Below are 20,334 nucleotides of genomic sequence, written 5' to 3'. Positions count from 1 at the left end.
GCCTACTTTTTCGCACTGCCTACTTCTTCACCGCCGCCGCGATCCGGTCGCCGAGCGCCTTGTCGATGTTCCGCCAGTACTGGAAGGACCGCTCCAGCACCGGCGCCGAGACGCCGTCCGACAGGTGGCCGGCGACGTTCGACACCAGGCGGTCGCGCGCCGCGTCGTCCAGCACCTGGCGCACCATCGTGCCGGCCTGGCCCCAGTCGTCGTCCTCGCGGTGCAGCGGGTAGCCCTCGCGGACCATCTGCCCGGCTACCTCCCACCCCAGCGGATCGCCGAAGCGCGCACTGTCCGCGGCCGGGCCGCCGTACGAGTTCGGCGCGTACGGCGTGGTCGCGCGCGAGGCGTCGAACCGCATTGGGCCGTCCTTGGCGTACGAGTGGACGGGCACGTGCGCGCGGTTGGGCGGGAGCTGCGCGTAGTTCGGTCCGATCCGGTACCGGTGGGTGTCGGGGTAGGAGAAGATCCGTCCCAGCAGCATCTTGTCCGGCGAGACGCCGATGCCCGGCACCAGGTTCGACGGCTCGAACGCGGCCTGCTCGATGTGCACGTGGTAGTTGTCCGGATTGCGGTTCAGCGTCATCCGGCCGACCTCGATCAGCGGGTAGTCGCCGTGCGGCCACACCTTGGTCAGGTCGAACGGGTTGAACCGGTAGCCCCACGCGGCATCGAACGGCATCACCTGGACGAACAGGGTCCAGGAGGGGTGATCGCCGCGCTCGATCGAGTCGTACAGGTCGCGCAGGTGGGCGTCCGGGTCCTGGCCGGCCAGCGCGTCGGCGTCCGCCTGGGTGAGGAAGTCGATGCCCTGGTCGGTCTTGAAGTGGTACTTGATCCAGAACTTCTCGCCGCCCGCGTTCGCCCACAGGAAGGTGTGCGAGCCGTAGCCGTTCATGTTGCGCCAGGTCCTGGGGATGCCGCGGTCGCCCATCAGCCAGGTCACCATGTGGGCCGACTCGGGGGAGAGCGTCCAGAAGTCCCACTGCATGTCGTGGTCGCGCAGGTGGGTGTCGGGGCGGCGCTTCTGCGAGCGGATGAAGTCCTGGAACTTGATCGGGTCGCGGACGAAGAAGATCGGCGTGTTGTTGCCGACCAGGTCGTAGTTGCCCTGCTCGGTGTAGAACTTCAGCGCGAAGCCGCGCGGGTCGCGCCAGCTGTCGGGGGTGCCGAGCTCGCCGGCCACGGTGGAGAAGCGGGCCAGCATCTCGGTCTTCTTGCCGGGCTGGAAGAGGTCCGCCCTGGTGTACTGGCTGACGTCGTTGGTGACCTGGAAGACGCCGTACGCGCCGCCGCCCTTGGCGTGCACCACCCGCTCGGGGACCCGTTCGCGGTTGAACTGGGCCATCTTCTCGATCAGGTAGTGGTCGTGCAGCAGGATCGGGCCGACCGGACCCGCAGTGAGCGAGTCGGAATCGCTCTCGACCGGGACGCCTGCGTTGTTGGTGGTGTGCGGGACCGCTGATTCGGACATGGGAAAGGCCTCCTTGCGGTTCGGACGTGCCGACGAGTGGACACCGAGCCGTATACGACTGAATCACCGGCCGACGGGTCCCACAACCGCTGCGCCGCAGCCCGCTACTCGCTGTTCCCGTCGCTTGAAGCGCTCAGCAGTCGGCGGACCTCCTCGTCGCTGGTCTGGTCGAAGTCCTGGTAGTACTGCCCGACCGCCTGGAACAGGGCCGGCGCGCCCAGGCAGACCAGGTCGTCCGCGAGTGGGCCCAGGATCCGCAGCGCCTCGGGCGCGGTCACCGGGGTCGCGAGCAGCAGCTCACTCACCTCCCGCCGCCGCAGCACCGCCATCGCGGCGCGCACCGTGGCGCCGGTGGCGATGCCGTCGTCCACCAGCACCACCGCCCGGCCGGCGAGCTCCAGCGGCGGCAGCGGACCGCGCAGCAGCGAGGTGCGGGCGACCACCTCGGCGCTCACCTCGTCGGTCAGCAGCTCCAGCTGATGGGCGGAGATGCCGAGGGCGGCGACGATGTCGTGGTTGTAGAGCCGGATGCCGCCCTCGCCGACCGCGCCCAGCGCCAACTCCGGCTGCCCGGGGGCGCCGATCTTGCGGACCACCAGGATGTCCAGCGGCGCGCCGAGCGCCTGGGCCACCTCGTACGCCACCGGGACGCCGCCGCGCGGCAGGCCGATCACCACCGGGTCGTCGGCCCCCCAGTCGGCGACCCGCGCGCCGAGCTGCCGCCCGGCTTCCCTGCGGTCGCGGAACACCGCCCGGCTACTGAACACCGTCATCGCTCTCACCGCCTGCCACGCTCTCCAGCCTGCCACCGCAGGCGCAGGTCCGCCCCGGCGCGCCCGGTGTTCTCCTCGGGCGATCACCGGGTGCAGCGGGCCGCGGCCTCGCGGTGACCGCCCGACACGTCGGCGGGGCCCTCCCCAGCGGGCGCCGGTTCCGCTACCGTAACGGCCACGAGATCCGAACCTCCCGCGTGCGGGGCGGAAGCCGCGTCCCTCGGTGCTGCCGCCACGTCCCCGCCGGGAGGCCCCACGCGGCACAGCGCTGTGTCCGCCTCTCAGCGCCCGGAGTCCCCCCGGGCCGCAGAACTCGCCGCGAGGTGCGCGCAGATGAGGCTCACTCCCCACGAGCAGGAACGCCTGCTGATCCACGTCGCCGCTGACGTGGCCCGCTCCCGACGGGCCCGCGGACTGCGGCTCAACCACCCCGAGGCGGTCGCCCTGATCACCTCGCACCTGCTGGAGGGCGCCCGGGACGGCCGGACGGTGGCCGAACTGATGGAGTCCGGGCGCCGGGTGCTCGCTCGGACGGACGTCATGGACGGCATCCCCGAGATGATCCCGGACGTCCAGGTCGAGGCGACCTTCCCCGACGGCACCAAGCTGGTCACCGTCCACGGGCCGATCCAGTGAGCCGCGCTCAGGCGGGCCGCGCGCCGGTGGACCGTGCTCCCGTGCCCGGCGAAATCCTGTACGGCGAGGGCGACATCACGCTCAACGCCGGGCGGCCGGTCACCGCGCTGGTGGTGCTGAACGGCGCCGACCGGCCGATCCAGGTCGGCTCGCACTACCACTTCGCGGAGGCCAACCCAGGGCTGGAGTTCGACCGCGCGGCCGCGCACGGCCGGCGGCTGAACATCCCGGCGGGCACCGCGGTGCGCTTCGAGCCGGGCATCCCGATGGAGGTCGCGCTGGTGCCGATCGGCGGTCGGCGCGAGGTGTTCGGCCTGCGCGGCGAGACGGCCGGAGCACTCGATGGCTGAGCGTCAGACCCCAAGCACACCAACAGGATTGGTCGTCACCCGAGAGCGCTACGGCGATCTCTACGGCCCCACCGTCGGTGACCGGATCAGGCTCGCCGACACCAACCTGCTGATCGAGATCGAGGAGGACCGGGCCGCGGGCGGCGACGAGGCGGTCTTCGGCGGCGGCAAGATGATCCGCGAGTCGATGGGGCAGGGGCGTGCAAGCCGGGCCGACGGCGCGCCCGACACCGTGATCACCGGCGCCGTCGTGCTCGACCACTGGGGGATCGTCAAGGCCGACATCGGCATCCGGGACGGCCGGATCAGCGCCCTCGGCAAGGCCGGCAACCCCGAGACCATGGACGGCGTCCATCCCGCGCTGGTGATCGGCCCGGAGACCGAGGTGATCGCGGGCAACGGGAGGATCCTGACGGCCGGCGGTATCGACGCCCATGTCCACTTCATCGCGCCGCAACTCGCCGACGAGGCACTCTCCTCGGGTATCACCACGCTGGTCGGCGGCGGCACCGGGCCGGCCGAGGGCAGCAAGGCGACCACCATCACGCCCGGCGGCTGGCACCTGGCCAGGATGTTCGCCGCGCTGGACGGCACCCCGCTCAACATCGGGCTGACCGGCAAGGGCAACACCGTCAACAGTGCTGCCCTGCATGCCCAGTTGGCGGCCGGTGCGGTCGGCTTCAAGATCCACGAGGACTGGGGAGCGACGCCCGCGGCGATCGACGCCTGCCTTCGGGTCTGCGAGCAGACCGGCGCGCAGCTCGCGCTGCACACCGATACCCTGAACGAGGCCGGCTTCGTCGCCGACACGCTCGCCGCGATCGCCGGACGCGGTGTGCACGCCTACCACACCGAGGGGGCCGGCGGCGGTCACGCGCCCGACATCATCAGCGTGGTCTCCGAGCTCAACATCCTTCCCAGCTCGACCAATCCGACCCGGCCGCACACCGTCAACACGGTCGACGAGCACCTCGACATGCTGATGGTCTGCCACCACCTGAGTCCCTCGGTCCCCGAGGACCTGGCCTTCGCCGAGTCCCGGATCCGGCCCAGCACGATCGCCGCCGAGGACATCCTGCACGACCTCGGCGCGATCTCGATCATCAGCTCCGACTCGCAGGCGATGGGCCGGATCGGCGAGGTCATCAGCCGCACCTGGCAGACCGCGCACTGCCTCAAGGCCCGGCGTGGCGCGTTGCCGGGCGACGGCCGGGCCGACAACCACCGGGCCCGCCGCTACGTCGCCAAGTACACCATCAACCCGGCCGTGGCCCAGGGCATGGACCACGAGATCGGCTCGGTCGAACCGGGCAAGCTCGCCGACCTGGTGCTCTGGACCCCGGCCTTCTTCGGTGTGAAGCCCGACCTGGTGATCAAGGGCGGCCAGATCGCCTGGGCCCAGATGGGCGACGCGAACGCCTCCATCCCGACGCCGCAACCCCGCTTCCCCAGGCCGATGTTCGGCGCCAAGGGGCGGGCTCCGGCGGCCAACTCGGTCAACTTCACGGCGCAGCAGGCCCTCGACGCCGGGCTGCCCGAACGCCTGGGCCTGGACAAGGCGTTCACGGCAGTACGCAGCACCCGCGCGGTCACCAAGGACGACATGGTCAACAACTCCGCGCGCCCCGACGTCCGGGTGGATCCGGACAGCTTCACCGTGACCATCGACGGCGAACCGGTCACCGCCGCCCCCGCCATCGAACTGCCGCTCGCCCAGCGGTACTTCCTCTTTTGAGCGGCGCCCTGCTGCTGCTCGCCGACGGACGGTTCCCGGCCGGCGGCCACGCCCACTCGGGCGGCGCCGAGGCGGCGGTCAAGGCCGGACTCGTCCACGACGCGGACGGCCTGGCCGCGTTCCTGACCGGACGGCTGCACACCACCGGCCTGACCGCGGCCGGCCTGGCGGCCGCGGCGGCCGGCGGCTTCGACCCGGCCGGACTCGACGAGGCCGCCGACGCCCGCACGCCCTCGCCTGCGCTGCGCGCCACCAGCCGCCGGCTGGGACGCCAACTCCTGCGGGCGGCCAGGGTCTGCTGGCCGGACCCGGTGCTGGACGGGCTGGCGGCCGCGTACCCGGGCGGCGCGCACCAGAGCGTCGTCCTGGGCCTGGCGGCCCGCGCGGCCGCTCTCGCACCCGCCGACGCGGCTCTGGCTGCCGCACACGAGAGCGTCAACGGCCCGGCCACGGCCTGCACCAGGCTGCTGGGCCTGGACCCGTACCAGGTGGTCGCCGTCCTCGCGCGACTCGCCCCCGAACTCGACCTGGTGGCGGAGGCCGCCACCCGGGCCGCCGCCGAGGCGGTCCGCCGACAGGACGCGCAGCCGCTGCCGGCCGCGTCCGCCCCGCTCCTCGACCTGTTCGCCGAGCGGCACAACGCATGGAAGGTGAGACTCTTTGCATCGTGACCATCCCACCGACGAGTTCGGCACTCCCCGGGTGACCGTTCTCTCCAGCGGTCGGCGCCGCGCCCTGCGGATCGGCCTCGGCGGACCGGTCGGCTCGGGCAAGACGGCGACCGTCGCCGCGCTCTGCCGGGCGCTGCGCGCCGAGCTGTCACTGGCCGTGGTGACCAACGACATCTACACCACCGAGGACGCCGAATTCCTGCTGCGCCACGCGGTGTTGCCGCCCGAGCGGATCACCGCCGTGGAGACCGGCTGCTGCCCGCACACCGCGATCCGGGACGACATCTCGGCCAACCTCGAGGCCGTCGAGGATCTGGAGGCCGCGGTCGGCCCGCTGGACCTGGTGCTGCTGGAGTCCGGCGGCGACAACCTGACCGCGACCTTCAGCCGGGGGCTGGTGGACGCGCAGATCTTCGTCATCGACGTGGCGGGCGGCGACAAGATCCCGCGCAAGGGCGGGCCCGGGGTCTCCGGTTCGGACCTGCTGGTCATCAACAAGACCGACCTGGCGCCGCTGGTCGGCGCGGACCTGGCGGTGATGGCCCGTGACGCCAAGGCGCAGCGCGGTGAACTGCCCACGCTGTTCTGCTCGTTGGTGGACCCGGACGGCGTCGCGCCGATCGCCGGCTGGGTCAGGGAACGGCTGGCCCGATGGCGGGCGCACTGACCGTCCCCGCGCCGCCCGCGGCGCCCGCCGCGCGGATCGTCGCGGCGCTCGACGGACGGGAGGACCAGATCACGGTGCTGCCCGTGCTCAGCGGCGCCGGTCCGCTGGCCCTGCGGCGGCTGCGCGCGGGGCAGCGGACCGGGCCCGCCGAGGTCGCGTTGGTCGGCGCGATGGCGGCTCCGCTCGGCGGCGACCGGATCGCCGTGTCGGTCCGGGTCGAGGCCGGCGCGCGCCTGCGGGTGACCAGTGTCGCGGCCACCGTCAGCCTGCCGGGGCCGCAGCCCGGCCCGGCCTGGTACGACGTCGAGCTGGCGGTGGCCGCCGGCGCGGTGCTGGAGTGGCTGCCCGAGCCGGTCGTCGCCGCGGCCGGCAGCCACCTGCTGCTCACCACCCGGATCACCCTGGACGCCGGAGCCCGGCTGCGCTACCGGGAGGAGCAGATCCTGGGCCGGCGCCACGACTGGACCGTGCACGGCGTGCCGGGCCGGCTGACCTCCCGCCTGACCGTCCGCCAGGCCGGGCGGCTGATCCTCGACCAGCAGACCGATCTCGGCCCGGGCGCCCCCGGCTGGGACGGCCCGGCGGTGCTGGCCGGCCACCGCGCGGCGGGGCAACTCCTCACCGTCGGCCTGCCGTGCACAGCTCCGTCGGAGGAATGCGCCGCCCTCCTCGCCCTCCCCGGCACGGACGCCCACCTGCTGGTGGCCGTCGCCCCCGACGGCCTGGCCCTGCGCCGCCTGCTGACGGGCCCGTTATGAGGCCAGTGCCAGCACCCGCCGCAGCACCCGGCCCAGCTCGCCCGCAGTACCCGGACGCTCGGTGCGCCAGGCGATGTGGCCGTCGGGGCGCACCAGCAGCGCGCCGCCGGGCGGGACCGCGCAGATCCGCGCCCAGCGCCCCGGGTGCTCCTCGCGCAGCTGCCCGTCGTCCAGCGGGTGGACGGTGACGCTCAGCCCGGCCGCGCCGACGGCGTCGGCCTGCTGCTGCCAGGAGGCGTCGCGCGCCGGGGTGAGGAGCGTGAAGCCGGGCCCGACCAGGTCCAGGGTGGACGCGATGCCCGGGCGTCCGGTGAGCCGCACATGCGGTGCACGGGCACCGGGGGAGCCGCTCGGACGGTAGCCGGAGAGGGCCTGCGGTGGGCCGGCGGCGTCCTCGCAGGCGACGGCGCCGGAGCGGTAGACCGCCGAGAGCAGCAACTCGTCGTCTATCCGGTAGCTGGTGCGGGCGCGGGAGTTGTCGGTGGATCGGTCGATGATCTGCCGGGCCACCGGGCGGCGTTCGGCCTGGTAGCTGTCCAGCAGGTCCGTACCGGCGCGCCCGGACGCGACGGCGGCGAGCTTCCAGGCGAGGTTGTCCGCGTCCCCGATCCCGGTGTTCATGCCGTGCCCGCCGGTCGGCGGGACCACGTGGGCGGCGTCGCCGGCCAGCAGCACCCGGCCGCTGCGGTAGGCGTCGGCCACCTGGGCGTCCATCCGCCAGGTCGTGGTGTCGCGGACGGTCACCGGAAGCTCCGGGAGGCCGGCCGCGCCGCGGACCAGGTCGGCGAGGTGGGACGGGTCGGTGAGGCGCTCGTCGGGCTGGGCGGGGTCGAAGGGGCGCTGGTAGATCCACTGGCGGTCGTTGTCGACCGCCAGGAACCCGCCCCCGCCGGGCCCGGTGAGAAAGTACGCCGCGCTGGCCCGGTCGGCCACCACCGCCCCGAGCGGCGCATCGAACCGGACGCTGAGGAAGTGTCCGAGCCCGGTCGGTCCGGCCAACGCGAGGCCCGCGCCGGACCGGACGCCGCTGGCGGCGCCGTCGCAGCCGACCAGCCAGTCGGCGCACACGGTCTGCTGCTCGCCGGTGGCGGGGTCCGCCAGCACGGCGTGCACTCCGTCGCCGTCCTGGGTGAACGAGCGCAGCCGGGTCCCGAACCGGATCCGGTCCGCGGCCGCCTCGCGGGCCCGGCGCAGCAGCAGCGGCTCCAGCACGTCCTGGGAGCAGATGAGGCCGGGCGAGGGGGAGTGCTCCGCGCCGTCCTGCGGCGGCGCACCGATCCCGGTGCGGACGAAGTCCGGATCGACCAGGCTGCGCCCGCGGTAGAAGAAGACATGGTCGGCGGGGAGACCGGCCGCGCGGATCACGTCCTCGAGACCGCAGCGCCGGAAGACCTCCATCGAGCGGGTCGACAGGCCGCGCGCCTTGGGGTGCCGGGCGGTGTCCGGCCGGGCCTCCACCAGTAGATGGTCCACGCCGTACGCGGAGAGTAAGACGGACAGGGTCAGGCCGACCGGCCCGCCACCCGCGATCAGCACGCGGGTCGTGGTCGGGAATCGCATGGCTCTCCTTGTTCGGCTGAGTGTCAGGCGTGGTCGCAGGGGCTGCTCGGGTTGAGCGAGTAGCGGCCGGCGACGCGGTAGGTGCCGGGCTCGGGGGCGTAGAGCATCGTCCAGCCGCCGGACTCGGCCAGGCAGCCGCGCGCCGCGCTGTCGGAGGCGCCCTGGACGCCGAGCCACGGCGACCACGGGATGCGCAGCAGCACCGGTCCGGCGTACGGGACCTCCAGGGTCAGCGCGGCCGGGGTGGCCTGGGTGACGGTGGCGGGCGCCGCGGCCATCGAGGTGGCGTCGGTGACGCGGTAGAGGCGCCACTTGTCGTCGTGCCAGATGAGGTTCAGCCAGGGGTAGCCGGCCGCGACGATGCGGGCCTCGTCCACGGCGGCGTCGTCGGGCGTGTCCGGGGGGAGCAGCACGAAGCCGACCCCCCAGTGCTGGAGCCATGCGTGGTACGCCGCGGGGGTCAGGCCGTCCTGGTAGAAGAGCGGGTTGCGGCTGACGTCGGCCTGCCGGTTCCAGCCGCGCGCGAGGTCGACGTAGGGCGCCAGCGCGGAGGACTCCCAGTGGCTGCGCAGCGGGACGACCTCGATCCGGCCCCGGTCGGCGCCGACCTGGTGCAGCTCGTCGATGATCGGCGCGGCCGGCAGGGCCGTGGTGGGGGAGGGCACGGTGCTCATCAGGTCGCCGACGGGCGTGGCGATCTGCCAGGTGGCGATAGCGAGGAACGCCGCGCCGAGACCGATCCGCCGCCAGCCGCCGACCGTGGCAGCAGCGCCCGCCTGTGGCTGAGCGGCCGCCGTCCCGTCGAGCGCGGCGGCGAGCAGCGTGGTGGCCCCGAAGAGCAGCAGCAGCCGCTCGACGTTGCTGCCGATCGGCGAGGGCACCAGCCAGGTGAGCACCACGCCCACCGCGTACACCGCCGCCCCCAGCCGCAGTGCCCGCCACTGACGCGGCACCAGCAGCGCCAGCAGACCGGTCCCGACGGCGACCGGCAGCGCGACGTACCAGTCGAAGGGCTGCACCCCGTAGAACGGGAAGAGCAGCGAGGTGCCGGCGATCACCGCCGCGGGCCCGGCGACCACCGCGTACGCGTCCCGCCGGCGGCCCGTCAGGAAGAGCGCGGCCGCGGCCACCCCCAGGAAGAGCCCGGCCACCGGGCTGCTCAGGGTGGCCAGTGTGGCGAGCACGGCGACCGCGGCGGTCCGCGCGGCCCGGCGCGGCGCCTCGGGGAAGAGCAGCGCGGTGGCGGCCAGGCCGAAGGCGCAGCCGAGCGCGAAGGTGACCCGGCCGGAGGCGGCGTTGCACCAGAACGCGAACGCCGTCCAGAGCGCGGGTGTCAGCGGCCGGGCCAGTCGCGAGCGCTCCAGCAGGTGGGCGGCCAGGGCGGCGGCCACGGTGCCCGCGAGGACCCCGGTGGTGCGGACCCCGATCAGGCTCATCACGTACGGGGACAGGACGCTGTACGAGACCGTGTACATCCCGCCGTACCAGGACAGGTTGTAGCTGGAGTCGGGGTTCTTCCGGATGAAGTCGGTCCACGCGTACTGGGCGGCCAGGTCACCGGCGTTCCGCGCCAGGAACAGCGCCCACACCACGTGCAGGACCAGGGCCAGCAGGGTGGCGGCGACCACCGGGCGGCACAGGGCCGCCCATACCTGTCGGGGGCTCAAACCGTTGCCGCAGCGGTCGTCGCGGGGCTGCTGGCATGCGTCATGGATTCCTCGACAGGGAGTCACGGTGCCGAGCGGGCCGGACCGGGGCAATGGGTGGATGTCAGGATAACCATGCTCCGCGATCTTGCTGCAGCCCCCCGGCCCGCGCGACCGCCCGCCGCCGATCCACCCGCCTGGCGGCTCCCGACCGCAGGGGTGCTCAGCCGGTCTGGGCCGGCCGCGAGCCGCGCTTCTCCAACGAGGCCAGGTAGGCGTTGTAGGCGTTCAGTTCGGCGTCGCCGTCACGCTCGGCGGCCCGGTCGCCGCGGCGCGCCGTACGCTCCTCGGACTTGGCCCACTGGAACACCAGCGCGATCAGCACCACCGCCGTCGGGATCTCGCCGAACGCCCAGGTGATCCCGCCGGCCATCTTCTGGTCGGCCATCAGGTCGGTCCCGAGCGGGGCGCCGGCCGCCGTGAAGGTGGTCACCAGCTGACTGGTCGCCATCATCACCGCGACGCCGAAGAAGGCGTGGAACGGCATCCCCATGAAGAGCTCGATGATCCGCATCACATGGCCGGGGCGGTGCGGGCCCGGGTCCACGCCCATGATCGGCCAGAAGAAGAGCAGCCCGGCCATCAGGAAGTGCACCATCATCGCGATGTGCCCGATCCGCGACTGCATCAGGAAGTCGAAGAGCGGGGTGAAGTACAGGCCGTAGAGGCTGGCGATGAACAGCGGGATGGTGAAGGCCGGGTGCGAGATCACCTTGACGTAGCGGCTGTGCAGCAGCGCCACCAGCAGCTCGCGCGGCCCGCGCGGGCGGCCCTTGCCGGCCGGGCGCAGCGAGCGCAGGGCCAGCGTGATCGGCGCGCCGAGCAGCAGCAGGATCGGGACCAGCATGCTGAGCGCCATGTGCTGCATCATGTGCGCGCTGAACAGCACCATGCCGTAGTCGTTCAGGCCCGAGCAGGTCACGAAGACCATGGTCAGCACGCCGGTGACCCAGGCCACCGTGCGGCCGATCGGCCAGCCGTCCCCGCGGCGCGCCAGCCGGACCACACCGGCGGCGTACAGCGCCAGCATCAGCAGGCAGCCCAGCAGGAACACCCAGTCGGGCGACCAGGTGAGCACCGACGAGAGCGAGAACGGTCCGAGCGCGCCTCCGCCGTGGTGGTGCATCCCTGACATGCCATCCATCGGCGGCCCCGCTTCCCTGATCTGTTCGGTCGCGGACGGCCGGGCCCCGCGAGGTCCGGTTCGTCCCATTCGTCGGTCCCACCCTACGGGCGCCCGGTCGGCCCGCTGCGCGCGACCCCACTCTCGGAGCACCGCAAGCCGAAAGCCCCGCCGTCGAACGGCGGGGCTCCCGGGAAAGCGGTGGTCAGATGACCATCTCGGCCTCGACGTAGCGCTCCGGCGGGACGGTCTTCAGGTCCGCGACCGCTTCGGCCAGCGGTACCAGGACGATCTGGGTGCCCTGCAGGGCGGTGATCTGCCCGAAGGCGCCCTTGTGGACGGCCTCCACCGCGTGCCAGCCGAACCGGGTGGCGAGCACCCTGTCGTACGCGGTGGGGGTGCCGCCGCGCTGGGTGTGGCCGAGGATGACCGGCTTGGCCTCCTTGCCCAGGCGGTGCTCCAGCTCGCGGGAGAGCTGGTTGGCGACACCGGTGAAGCGCTCGTGGCCGTAGATGTCCTTGACGCCCTCCTCCCAGTGCATGGTCCCGGGTTCGGGCTTGGCCCCCTCGGCGCAGACCACGATCGCGAACTTCTTGTTGCGGTCGAAGCGCTCGCGGACGACCTCGGTGAGCTTGTCGATGTGGAACGGCCGCTCCGGCACGACGATCGCGTGCGCGCCGGCGGCCATTCCGGCGTGCAGGGCGATCCAGCCGGTGTGGCGGCCCATCAACTCGACGACCATGACCCGCTGGTGGGATTCGGCCGTGGTCTTCAGCCGGTCCAGCGCGTCGGTGGCCACCGAGACGGCGGTGTCGAAGCCGAAGGTGACGTCGGTGCAGGCGATGTCGTTGTCGATGGTCTTGGGGACCCCGACCACCGGCAGGCCGCCGTCGCTCATCAGCTTGGCGGCCTTGAGGGTGCCCTCGCCGCCGATCGGGATGACGGCGTCGATCCCGAGGTCCTCGCAGTACTTCTTGGCCCGTTCCACCCCGTCCCGCAGGTGGCTGGGCTGGACCCGGGAGGAACCCAGGATCGTCCCGCCCTGGGCCAGGATGCCGCTGACCGAGTCGAGGGTCAGCGGACGGTGGACGCCTTCGAGGAGGCCTCGCCAGCCGTCCTGGAAGCCGATGATCTCGTCGCCGTGGTCGACCACCCCCCGGTGGACCACGGAGCGGATCACGGCGTTCAGGCCGGGGCAGTCGCCGCCGCTGGTCAGCACACCAATACGCATCGTTGTTCGCAACTCCCGAGGAGAACCGGACGGCCGGACTACCACCTTGGAACCCGAGGTGTTCAGGGTGATCCGAATCGGACATCCAGCCCGAACCGGATCATAGCGGCCCCCGCCTCCGGCCAGGTGGGAGCAGGCGTGGAGGCGGCGTCGTCGACGCTCCGCGCGGTGTGCTGCCGGCTGCCGAGGGAGGGTGTGCAGCCGACACGTCTTATTGTCTTATGTTTCGCGGTGCAGATGTCCCCGCCGCCAGATGGTGGACATCCGGGGCGGGGACCAGGGACTGCTCGGACGGTCAGGCCGGCTGGCCGGTGGCCGCGATCCGCTCGGCGCGCAGCGCGTCGTACCAGGTGGTGTCGGCCGGCGGGAGCGCGTTGACGTCCAGCGCCAGCTTGATCAGCAGGTCGGCGACCGCGGGGTTGCGGGCCAGCACCGGGCCGTGCAGGTAGGTGCCGAAGACGGTGTCCCGCCAGGCGCCCTCCGTCCCGTTGCCGTCGCCGTTGCCGCCGCCGTGCGGGCCGCCGGCGGTGACGGTGGCCAGCGGGGAGACGCCCTGGCCCAGGTGCGTGACGCCCTGGTGGTTCTCGAAGCCGGTCAGCGTGGGCAGGCCCAGGCGCGGGTCCGGCTCGGCGAGCACGTCGCCGACACTGCGGGCGCCCTCGCCGCGGGTGCTCCAGACGTCGAGCAGGCCCAGGCCCGGCTCGCGCTGGCCGAGGTCGTTGATGAACTCGTGGCCCAGGATCTGGTAGCCGGCGCAGACCGAGAAGACGATCGCGCCGTTGTCCACGGCCCGGGCCAGGCCCGAGTCCTGGCGCAGCCGCTCGGCGGCCAGGCGCTGCGGCCGGTCCTCGCCGCCGCCGATCAGGTAGATGTCGCCGCTGGTCGGCACCGGCTGGTCGGAGCGGACGTCGATCCGCGACACGGCCAGGCCGCGCTGGCGCGCCCGGCGCTCCAGGACCAGGGCGTTGCCGCGGTCGCCGTAGGTGCTCAGCAGGTCCGGGTAGATCCAGACCAGCCGCAGGCTGCTGTCGCTCATCCGAGAGGGCCTTCCGTATTGCTGCTGCTGGTGCTGCTGGTACTGCTGTTGTTGTTGCAGCTGTTGCTGCTGCTGCGGGTTGTAGCCGGGCGGCGGGGGCATCGTCATCAGCCAGCCACCACCTTGCGCAGCTGCTGGAAGGCGGTGTAGTTGGCGATCGCCTCGATACGGCCGGGCGGGGCCATCCGGACGGCGTCGGCCAGCGAGTCGACCACGTGGAACTGCAGGCCGGCCACCTCCAGACGGACCGCCAGGTCCAGCTTGCGCTGGCCCATCACGAAGACCGGGTGCCCGGCGAGTCGCTCGTAGTCGACGTCCCAGAGCCAGGAGGTGTCGGTGCCGTCGGCGTCCATCGCGTTCACCGAGAGGATCACCGGCGCCGGCGGTCCGTCGATCAGCGAGAAGGTCTCCAGCCAGCCGGCCGGGTTCTTGGCCAGCAGCAGCCGCACGTCGCGGCCCTGGTAGGAGACCACGTCGTAGCGGCCCGCCACGGCGGACACCGACTGCATGCGCTCCAGGGCGACCTGCGGCGGGACGCCGAAGACCGCGGCCACGGCGGCCGAGCTGGTCGCGTTGGCCAGGTTGGCGCGGCCGGGCAGCTGGAGCTGGATCGGCCACGCGGCGCCGTTCGGGTCCACCACGTGGGCGCCCTGCAGGGCCCAGTGCGGCTGCGGACGGCGGAAGCCGCACTCCTGGCAGTACCAGTCGTCGCCGGGGCGCTGCATCACGCCGCCGCAGGACGGGCACGACCAGGCGTCCTCCTTCCAGGCCTGCCCGGCGGCCACCCAGACCACCCGGCGGCAGGAGGACGCGGCCCAGGTCACCAGCGGGTCGTCCGCGTTGGCGATGATCACGGCGTCGGTGTCCTGAAGGCCCTCGCGCCACTTCTCGGCCATCATCCGGGTCTCGGCGGCCCGGTCCAGCTGGTCGCGCGAGAGGTTGAGCAGCGCTATGGCCTTGGGGCTGGTGTCGCGTGCCACGCCGGCCAGGTACTTCTCGTCCACCTCGATCACGCCGTAGCGGGCGTCGCTGCCGCCGGCCAGGGCGGCGGTGATGCCGGCCGGCATGTTGGCGCCGAGCGCGTTGGAGACCACGGGACCGGCGGCGCGCAGCGCCTCGGCGATCAGGCGGGTGGTGGTGGTCTTGCCGTTGGTCGCGCTGACCAGGACGACGTCCAGGTGGTCGGCGAGCCGGGCGAGCAGGTCGGGGTCCAGCTTGAGGGCGACCTTGCCGCCGATCACCGAGCCACTGCCGCGGCCGACCGACCGGGAGGCGGCAGCGGCCACCTTGCCCGCGGTGACGGCGAGCTTGCTGCGAGCGGGAAGTGAGGAGTCGCGCGCGCCGGGCGCTGCGGCCTCCGATCCGGTGCCTGGCATGCTCAGGGGTTCCTCCTGTTGCTGACGACCCCCCTTGGCCTGGTCGGGCCGCTGGGCGGCGGGGACGGGGTCAGCCTAACGGCTTGTCCGGAGCAGGCCGAGCCACGCCCCCATGCTGTCGTACGCGGTCAACGCCCTGACGGCCCCTGGACAACCGGCTTCGGCTGCCCGGGGACCGTCGGGACACGCCCTAACGACCGGGGACCGCGGGCCAGGGGCTCGGCAACTGCTCGACGGCGCCCGCCAGGTGGGCGGTGATCACCAGGGTGCCGTCCTCCACCTGGTAGTCCAGCGGGATGGCCAGCCGGCGCATCGCCCCGATCAGCGCGGTGTTGGCGGCCTGGGTGACCGCGTAGACGGTGCCGACGCCCGCCTCGGCCGCCAGCGCCGCCATCCGGCGCAACAGGTCCAGGCCCAGGCCCCGGCGCTGCCAGCCGTCCTCGACCAGGACGGCCAGCTCCGCGCTGTCGCTGTCCCACATCAGGTGGGCCAGCGCGACGATCCGCCCGTCGGCGCTCTGCACGGCCAGCGTCTGGCCGTGCCGGGCGTCGAGCAGGTGGTCCAGGTAGCGGTCCGCGTCGGCCACCGGGCCGTGGTAGCGCTGGCGCAGCGTGCTGCTGGAGCAGCGCCGGTGCATGGCCAGCGCCTCGGCCTTGTCGGACGGGTCGGCGCGCCGCACGGTGAGGTCGGTGCCGGCCGGCAGGCTCAGCCGGGTGGCGACCTGCGGGACCCGCGGGCCGAGCACCGCGTCCAGCTCGACCAGCGCCTTGGCGCGGGCGAACTCGGTCGGGGTGAACGGCAGATGGGGCCGGGAGAGCTCGACGAGCTCGCCGGAGGGCATCGGCAGCCGCATCAGGTGGCCGTCCAGGCTCGGCGCGTCCGCCTGCCCTGCGGCGGCCGGGAACTGGCGGATCGTGCACTGGCCGAAGAGCTTGCGCAGGGCGACCGGCAGTTCGGCGGCGTCCAGCGCGGTCCGGGTGGCCAGTGCCAGCACGTGGGCGGGCAGGTCCACCAGGTCGTGGGCGTCGGCCGGGTCGGTCCAGATCTCCCGCCCACCGGCCCGGGCCACCGCGCCGGCCAGCGCGGCGCGCGGGAGCGCACGCGGGGCGCGCAGCAGGAACTCGTCGACAGTGGCTTCGGGCAGCGGGTGGGTCTGCAGCGAGATGATGCTGACCCGCAGCTCGGCGAGCGCGACGCAGACCGTGGCCAGGCTGCCGGGGGCGTCCGAAACGGTGGCGCGCAGCCGCCAGAGCGTGGTGTCGGCGGGCGGCAGCGCCGCACCCGACTCCGCGGACTCGGGTGCGGCCGGCTCCGGGCCCGGTGGCCCGTGCGGATGGCGGTGTTCCCACCAGGAGTGGAACACCGCTGTGGCGACCAGGGCGAGGGCCGAGGCGGCCAGCACCATCCGACCGTCGTGGCCGTGCACCACCACGTCGGACACCAGGTCGGTGGCGGCCACCGCCAGGAAGACCGCGGCGATCTCGACGGCGTCGCGCCGCCACCGGTCTGCTCTGCTGCGGCGCTGGGCCCGCGAGGGATGCTGGTTGGGCTGGAAGGGCACAGGAAGCTCAGTCATGTCTTCACGATGCCCGACGGGTGTTTCACGATCACGAATGCCTTGTGACCGGCCGGTTAATGTCTTCGTTGTTGTGCGATGGACTACTGACGGGTACTCAGTTCAGCTGTTAGTTCGTCGGCGGCCGACCGCACCTCCGCGAGCAGGACGGCGAGGTCCGCCTCGGTGGTGGTGGCGTTCAGCAGGCAGGCCCGGACGGCCTCGCGGCCCGCCAGCACCGTCCCGGTGACGAACGTCTGCCCGCGCCGCTGGACGGCCAGTGGCAGCGCCTGGTTGAGCGCGTTGAGGGCGTCCTCGTCCAGCCCGGCCGGGCGGGCCCGGAACGCGACGATCGAGGTCTCCACCGGGGCCAGCAGCTCCAGTTGCGGATCGGCCTCGACCAGCTCGCCGAGCCGGCGGGCCAGCCGGGTGCAGTGCGCGATGTCGGCGGCGATGCCGTCCCGGCCGCGGTGCGCGATGGTGGCCCAGACCTTGAGCGAGCGGAACGGGCGGGTCTGCTCGGTGCCGTACTCGGAGAACCAGCCGAGGCCGCCGGCCTCCTCGTCGCGCAGGTACGAGGGGACCAGGCTGAAGGTGGCGCGCAGCTGCTCGGCGTCGCGCACCAGCGCACAGCCGCAGTCCACCGGCACGCCCAGCCACTTGTGCGGGTCCAGCGCGAGCGAGTCGGCGCGCTCCAGGCCCGCGTAGCGGTGCGCGATGGCGGGGTCCAGCACGCCGAAGGCGCCGTACGCGCCGTCGACGTGCAGCCACAGCTCCTGCTCGGCGCAGAGGTCGGCGATCGGCTCGAAGCGGTCCACCGCGCCGGTGTTCACCGTCCCGGCCGAGGCCACCACCAGGAACGGCAGCAGCCCGGCCGCCCGGTCGGCGGCGACCGCGGCGCGCAGCGCGGCCGGGTCGAGCCGGCCCTCGGAGTCGGTGGCGACCGTGCGCAGCTGCCGGCTGCCCAGCCCCAGCAGCTCGGCGGCCTTGCGCACGCAGGAGTGCGTCTCGCCGGTGACGTAGCCGACCAGCGGGGGCAGGCCCGCCAGGCCGTCGGCCCGCACGTCGTGGCCGATCCGGGCGGCGGCCCGACCGCGGGCGGCGGCCAGGCAGACGATGGTGGCCATCGAGGTGCCCGAGGTCAGCAGCCCGCCGCCGGCCAGGTGCGGGAAGCCCACCAGCTCGGCGATCCAGCGCACCACCGCCCGTTCCAGGTGCACGTCGGCGTGGTCGCCACCCGCCGAGCTGGGATTCATCGCGGCGGCGGCCAGCGTGGCGAGCACCCCGGCGGGTGCCGGCGCCGAGTTGACCCAGCCGAAGAACCGCGGATGCCCGTTGCCCATCGGCGCCGGCATCACCTGCCCGCCGATCACCTCCAGCAGCTCCGCCAGCCCGCGTCCCTCGGCGGGCAGCGGCGCGTCCAGCAGGGCCCGGCGGGCGGCCGGGTCCATCGGCTGCCAGACCGGGCCCCCGGGTACCCCCTGGAGGTAGTCGGCGACCAGGTCGGCGGTGGCGTGGGCGGCTTCGCGGAAGTGCTCGGACATGGGGGAGATCGTACGTGTGTGTCAGTACACCTAGATCTCGAAGCCGACCTCGTAGATCTCGTCGGCCGGGTGCCCGGCCTGCTCGTGCACGCGCTGCACGGCCTCGCGCGAGGGGCCGTTCGACAGGCAGAACACCGACCCGGAGGCCGGATCCGCCCAGGCGTGCTCGAAGTGCACGCGCTCGGCCGACTCGATGTCGAGATCAGCCTGGTGCGCGGCCTTGAGCTGCTCCGCCGTGATGCCGGTCATGTTGCGGTGGACATCCATGAAGGTCGGCATCTGTCCTCACCTCGATTCCTCCCCCCCGGGTGGCCCGAAATGGCTTCTCTCCATCATCGGATGCCGGCGCTAGTCGAGCGAGGCGGAGAGCCCGGCGGCGGAGCGGCAGTCGCGGGCGATCTCGGCGTTGGTCAGCTTGGCGCAGAGCCGGCCGGCCGCGCCGCTGTCGGTGTAGTTGACCGTGTAGTAGCTGACCATGCCCTCGGCGCAGGCCTTGCGCTGCCAGCCGTCGGCGGCCGTGGCGCACTGCTGGCCCACCCAGTCCTCGCGGTCCAGGTTGTACTTCATGGTCCGCGAGCCGACGCCCCGGCTGCAGTCGTTGGCACCGCCGGTCGCCTGCCCGGCCAGGCACCACTTCAGCGCCTGGGCGTAGACCTCGGGGTGGTCGGGGTAGTCGTGCGAGCTGAGGAAGAAGGTCGGGGCGTAGAAGTAGCAGGCGGACTGGAAGAGCGCCGGCTGCTCCGGGCAGGGGTAGAGCGGCTCCTGGGCGAGCTTGTCGGCGGGCAGCTGCGCCTTGGCGTTCTCGTCCTCCTCGTCGGGGCCGAAGAGCTGCATGAACAGGCCCTCGGAGCAGGTGATCCGCAGGTGGTCGCTGCTGAAGCTGTTGCACAGCCCGCGCGCCGTCGGCACGTCCTGCTTGGCGACGAACATCGTGCCGTGGCCCACTCCGTGGACGCACGGGCCGCGCAGCTCGGGAGCGCAGAGCTTGAGCAGGTCGGTGCCGGGGTCGGTGGAGGTGGCCAGCATCTCCTCGACCGCGCCGTGCAGGTAGCCGGCCGCACAGGTGTCGTGCGGGAAGGAGATCACCTTGGCGAAGTCGCGGTCGTAGCGCTTGACGGCGGCGTGGCCCAGCTCGTGCGCCACGGGGTGGCAGAAGCGGACGGTGTACGGGTCCTTCTTGGTGATCCGGTCCAGGTCGGCCAGCGCGACCCCGGGGTCGGTGGCGGCCATCTCGGCCATCAGCTTGTTGCGCAGCGTACTGCGGGTCCACACCGCCGGGTCCCCGGTGGGCGAGGGCGAGCCGGCCGCCGCCGCGCCCTGGACGGTCCTGCCGCCGGCGCCGGCCGTGACGGCGGGCGCCGGGACCCACTGGGTGACGGCCACCGCGCCGAGGCCCAGAGCCCCGAGCAGGAACGCGGTGAGAATCGCGAAGGCGCGCGGGTGCATGACGGTCGGATCCCCCGGTGGGCGAAGTGGACGGGCATCCCCTCATCCTGGCGTGCGGGGTTCGGAAACCGGCCATTTCGTGGGCCATCCGGGGGCGTGGCCCGGCTGTGGCAGCATGCATGGGAGAGCTTCGTTCGCCTGTTTGGAGTACCGCATGGAACCGTCCGCCGCCGTCCTGAGTTTCCGCCCCGCGACCGGGAGCGACACCGAGGCGCTCGTCGCGCTCGTCGAGTCCGCCTATCGCGGGGAGGCGAGCAAGGTCGGTTGGACCACCGAGGCGCACCTGCTGGACGGGCAGCGCACCGACCCGGAGGCCGTCAGCGAGCTGCTCGCGCGCCCGCACAGCCGGGTGCTGCTGGCCGAGCGGGCGGGGGAGCTGCTGGCCTGCTGCCAGCTGGAGCGGCGCGGGGAGCGGGCGTACTTCGGGATGTTCTCGGTGCGGCCGGACCGCCAGGGCGGCGGTCTGGGCCGGGCCGTGCTGGCCGAGGCCGAGCGCTTCGCCCGCGAGGAGTGGCAGGCGGCCGAGCTGGAGATGACGGTGATCGTCCAGCGCAGCGAGCTGATCGCCTGGTACGAGCGGCGCGGGTTCCGGCGCACCGGCGTGCTCTCGCCGTTCCCGTACGGCGAGGAGCGCTTCGGTGTCCCCAAGCGGCCCGACCTGGCCTTCGAGACGCTGGTCAAGGCCCTTTGAGC

19 protein-coding genes are annotated in these 20,334 nt (G+C 73.1%); 7 read left to right on the top strand and 12 right to left on the bottom strand.

Features of this window, described 5'->3' with window-relative positions:
- Positions 1 to 19 precede the first annotated feature (19 nt).
- Entirely contained in the window at positions 20 to 1,474 is a 1,455-nt protein-coding gene (locus P3T37_RS07580; protein WP_280722670.1) for a catalase, read from the bottom strand.
- A gap of 104 nt (positions 1,475 to 1,578) precedes the next feature.
- Positions 1,579 to 2,247, bottom strand: coding sequence for a phosphoribosyltransferase (locus tag P3T37_RS07575; RefSeq protein ID WP_280722669.1), 669 nt, complete (start codon positions 2,245 to 2,247; stop codon positions 1,579 to 1,581).
- 333 nt (positions 2,248 to 2,580) lie between these two features.
- Between P3T37_RS07575 and P3T37_RS07570 the strand changes: the two genes are divergently transcribed.
- Genes P3T37_RS07570 through P3T37_RS07545 form a run of 6 tightly spaced genes read left to right on the top strand, consistent with a single transcriptional unit; the run spans position 2,581 to position 7,064 of the window.
- Positions 2,581 to 2,883: an urease subunit gamma gene (locus P3T37_RS07570; RefSeq protein ID WP_280722668.1), complete on the top strand. Its 303-nt coding sequence runs from the start codon at positions 2,581 to 2,583 to the stop codon at positions 2,881 to 2,883.
- A gap of 41 nt (positions 2,884 to 2,924) precedes the next feature.
- Positions 2,925 to 3,233, top strand: coding sequence for an urease subunit beta (locus P3T37_RS07565; RefSeq protein ID WP_280722667.1), 309 nt, complete (start codon positions 2,925 to 2,927; stop codon positions 3,231 to 3,233).
- 28 nt (positions 3,234 to 3,261) lie between these two features.
- Complete coding sequence (locus P3T37_RS07560) at positions 3,262 to 4,968, top strand: urease subunit alpha (protein ID WP_280722666.1); 1,707 nt, start codon at positions 3,262 to 3,264, stop codon at positions 4,966 to 4,968.
- A complete protein-coding gene (locus tag P3T37_RS07555) occupies positions 4,965 to 5,639 on the top strand; it encodes an urease accessory UreF family protein (RefSeq protein WP_280722665.1) in 675 nt (224 codons plus the stop codon). The genes P3T37_RS07560 and P3T37_RS07555 overlap by 4 nt, the downstream gene beginning before the upstream one ends.
- Before the next feature lie 31 nt (positions 5,640 to 5,670).
- The gene (gene ureG, locus P3T37_RS07550) at positions 5,671 to 6,306 is read left to right on the top strand and encodes an urease accessory protein UreG (protein ID WP_280722824.1); all 636 of its coding nucleotides are present in this window, start codon (positions 5,671 to 5,673) and stop codon (positions 6,304 to 6,306) included.
- Positions 6,291 to 7,064: an urease accessory protein UreD gene (locus P3T37_RS07545; RefSeq protein ID WP_280722664.1), complete on the top strand. Its 774-nt coding sequence runs from the start codon at positions 6,291 to 6,293 to the stop codon at positions 7,062 to 7,064. The genes ureG and P3T37_RS07545 overlap by 16 nt, the downstream gene beginning before the upstream one ends.
- Here the strand turns inward: P3T37_RS07545 and P3T37_RS07540 are convergent.
- The 10 genes from P3T37_RS07540 to P3T37_RS07495 form a co-directional block, all read right to left on the bottom strand.
- The gene (locus P3T37_RS07540; RefSeq protein WP_280722663.1) at positions 7,059 to 8,624 is read right to left on the bottom strand and encodes an FAD-dependent monooxygenase; all 1,566 of its coding nucleotides are present in this window, start codon (positions 8,622 to 8,624) and stop codon (positions 7,059 to 7,061) included. The genes P3T37_RS07545 and P3T37_RS07540 overlap by 6 nt on opposite strands.
- 23 nt (positions 8,625 to 8,647) lie before the next feature.
- Entirely contained in the window at positions 8,648 to 10,291 is a 1,644-nt protein-coding gene (locus P3T37_RS07535) for an MFS transporter (protein ID WP_280722662.1), read from the bottom strand.
- 202 nt (positions 10,292 to 10,493) lie between these two features.
- Positions 10,494 to 11,456, bottom strand: coding sequence for a cytochrome c oxidase assembly protein (locus P3T37_RS07530; RefSeq protein ID WP_280722823.1), 963 nt, complete (start codon positions 11,454 to 11,456; stop codon positions 10,494 to 10,496).
- Between the two features lie 202 nt (positions 11,457 to 11,658).
- Complete coding sequence (locus tag P3T37_RS07525; RefSeq protein ID WP_280722661.1) at positions 11,659 to 12,684, bottom strand: 6-phosphofructokinase; 1,026 nt, start codon at positions 12,682 to 12,684, stop codon at positions 11,659 to 11,661.
- Positions 12,685 to 12,979: 295 nt separating this feature from the next.
- Complete coding sequence (locus tag P3T37_RS07520; protein ID WP_035804035.1) at positions 12,980 to 13,720, bottom strand: glutamine amidotransferase; 741 nt, start codon at positions 13,718 to 13,720, stop codon at positions 12,980 to 12,982.
- A 107-nt stretch (positions 13,721 to 13,827) separates the two neighbouring features.
- Positions 13,828 to 15,096, bottom strand: a complete 1,269-nt coding sequence (locus tag P3T37_RS07515) for a MurT ligase domain-containing protein (RefSeq protein ID WP_280722660.1) — start codon at positions 15,094 to 15,096, stop codon at positions 13,828 to 13,830.
- A 190-nt stretch (positions 15,097 to 15,286) separates the two neighbouring features.
- Complete coding sequence (locus P3T37_RS07510) at positions 15,287 to 16,672, bottom strand: GNAT family N-acetyltransferase (protein ID WP_280722659.1); 1,386 nt, start codon at positions 16,670 to 16,672, stop codon at positions 15,287 to 15,289.
- Positions 16,673 to 16,755: 83 nt separating this feature from the next.
- Positions 16,756 to 18,195 carry a pyridoxal-dependent decarboxylase gene (locus P3T37_RS07505; RefSeq protein WP_280722658.1) on the bottom strand — a complete coding sequence of 480 codons (1,440 nt, stop codon included), beginning with the start codon at positions 18,193 to 18,195 and terminating at the stop codon, positions 16,756 to 16,758.
- 30 nt (positions 18,196 to 18,225) lie between these two features.
- Entirely contained in the window at positions 18,226 to 18,474 is a 249-nt protein-coding gene (locus P3T37_RS07500) for an SCO4226 family nickel-binding protein (RefSeq protein WP_280722657.1), read from the bottom strand.
- A 69-nt stretch (positions 18,475 to 18,543) separates the two neighbouring features.
- The gene (locus tag P3T37_RS07495; RefSeq protein WP_280722656.1) at positions 18,544 to 19,641 is read right to left on the bottom strand and encodes a hypothetical protein; all 1,098 of its coding nucleotides are present in this window, start codon (positions 19,639 to 19,641) and stop codon (positions 18,544 to 18,546) included.
- Positions 19,642 to 19,795: 154 nt separating this feature from the next.
- Here P3T37_RS07495 and P3T37_RS07490 point away from each other — a divergent pair, with 154 nt between their 5' ends.
- A complete protein-coding gene (locus tag P3T37_RS07490; protein ID WP_280722655.1) occupies positions 19,796 to 20,332 on the top strand; it encodes a GNAT family N-acetyltransferase in 537 nt (178 codons plus the stop codon).
- Positions 20,333 to 20,334: the final 2 nt, after the last annotated feature.

It is taken from the genome of Kitasatospora sp. MAA4, from assembly GCF_029893355.1.
Classification (GTDB): Bacteria; Actinomycetota; Actinomycetes; order Streptomycetales; family Streptomycetaceae; genus Kitasatospora.
The sequence above is the reverse complement of the archived record's forward strand: the minus strand, read 5'-3'. Positions and strand labels throughout refer to the sequence as shown.

Bases quoted from the DNA above. Each gene is read 5' to 3' on its own strand.
- P3T37_RS07580 (WP_280722670.1), bottom strand. From the start codon at position 1,474: ATGTCCGAATCAGCGGTCCCGCACACCACCAACAACGCAGGCGTCCCG.
- P3T37_RS07575 (WP_280722669.1), bottom strand. From the start codon at position 2,247: ATGACGGTGTTCAGTAGCCGGGCGGTGTTCCGCGACCGCAGGGAAGCC.
- P3T37_RS07570 (WP_280722668.1), top strand. From the start codon at position 2,581: ATGAGGCTCACTCCCCACGAGCAGGAACGCCTGCTGATCCACGTCGCC.
- P3T37_RS07545 (WP_280722664.1), top strand. From the start codon at position 6,291: ATGGCGGGCGCACTGACCGTCCCCGCGCCGCCCGCGGCGCCCGCCGCG.
- P3T37_RS07540 (WP_280722663.1), bottom strand. From the start codon at position 8,624: ATGCGATTCCCGACCACGACCCGCGTGCTGATCGCGGGTGGCGGGCCG.
- P3T37_RS07530 (WP_280722823.1), bottom strand. From the start codon at position 11,456: ATGCACCACCACGGCGGAGGCGCGCTCGGACCGTTCTCGCTCTCGTCG.
- P3T37_RS07525 (WP_280722661.1), bottom strand. From the start codon at position 12,684: ATGCGTATTGGTGTGCTGACCAGCGGCGGCGACTGCCCCGGCCTGAAC.
- P3T37_RS07520 (WP_035804035.1), bottom strand. From the start codon at position 13,720: ATGAGCGACAGCAGCCTGCGGCTGGTCTGGATCTACCCGGACCTGCTG.
- P3T37_RS07515 (WP_280722660.1), bottom strand. From the start codon at position 15,096: ATGCCAGGCACCGGATCGGAGGCCGCAGCGCCCGGCGCGCGCGACTCC.
- P3T37_RS07510 (WP_280722659.1), bottom strand. From the start codon at position 16,672: ATGACTGAGCTTCCTGTGCCCTTCCAGCCCAACCAGCATCCCTCGCGG.
- P3T37_RS07505 (WP_280722658.1), bottom strand. From the start codon at position 18,195: ATGTCCGAGCACTTCCGCGAAGCCGCCCACGCCACCGCCGACCTGGTC.
- P3T37_RS07500 (WP_280722657.1), bottom strand. From the start codon at position 18,474: ATGCCGACCTTCATGGATGTCCACCGCAACATGACCGGCATCACGGCG.
- P3T37_RS07495 (WP_280722656.1), bottom strand. From the start codon at position 19,641: ATGCACCCGCGCGCCTTCGCGATTCTCACCGCGTTCCTGCTCGGGGCT.
- P3T37_RS07490 (WP_280722655.1), top strand. From the start codon at position 19,796: ATGGAACCGTCCGCCGCCGTCCTGAGTTTCCGCCCCGCGACCGGGAGC.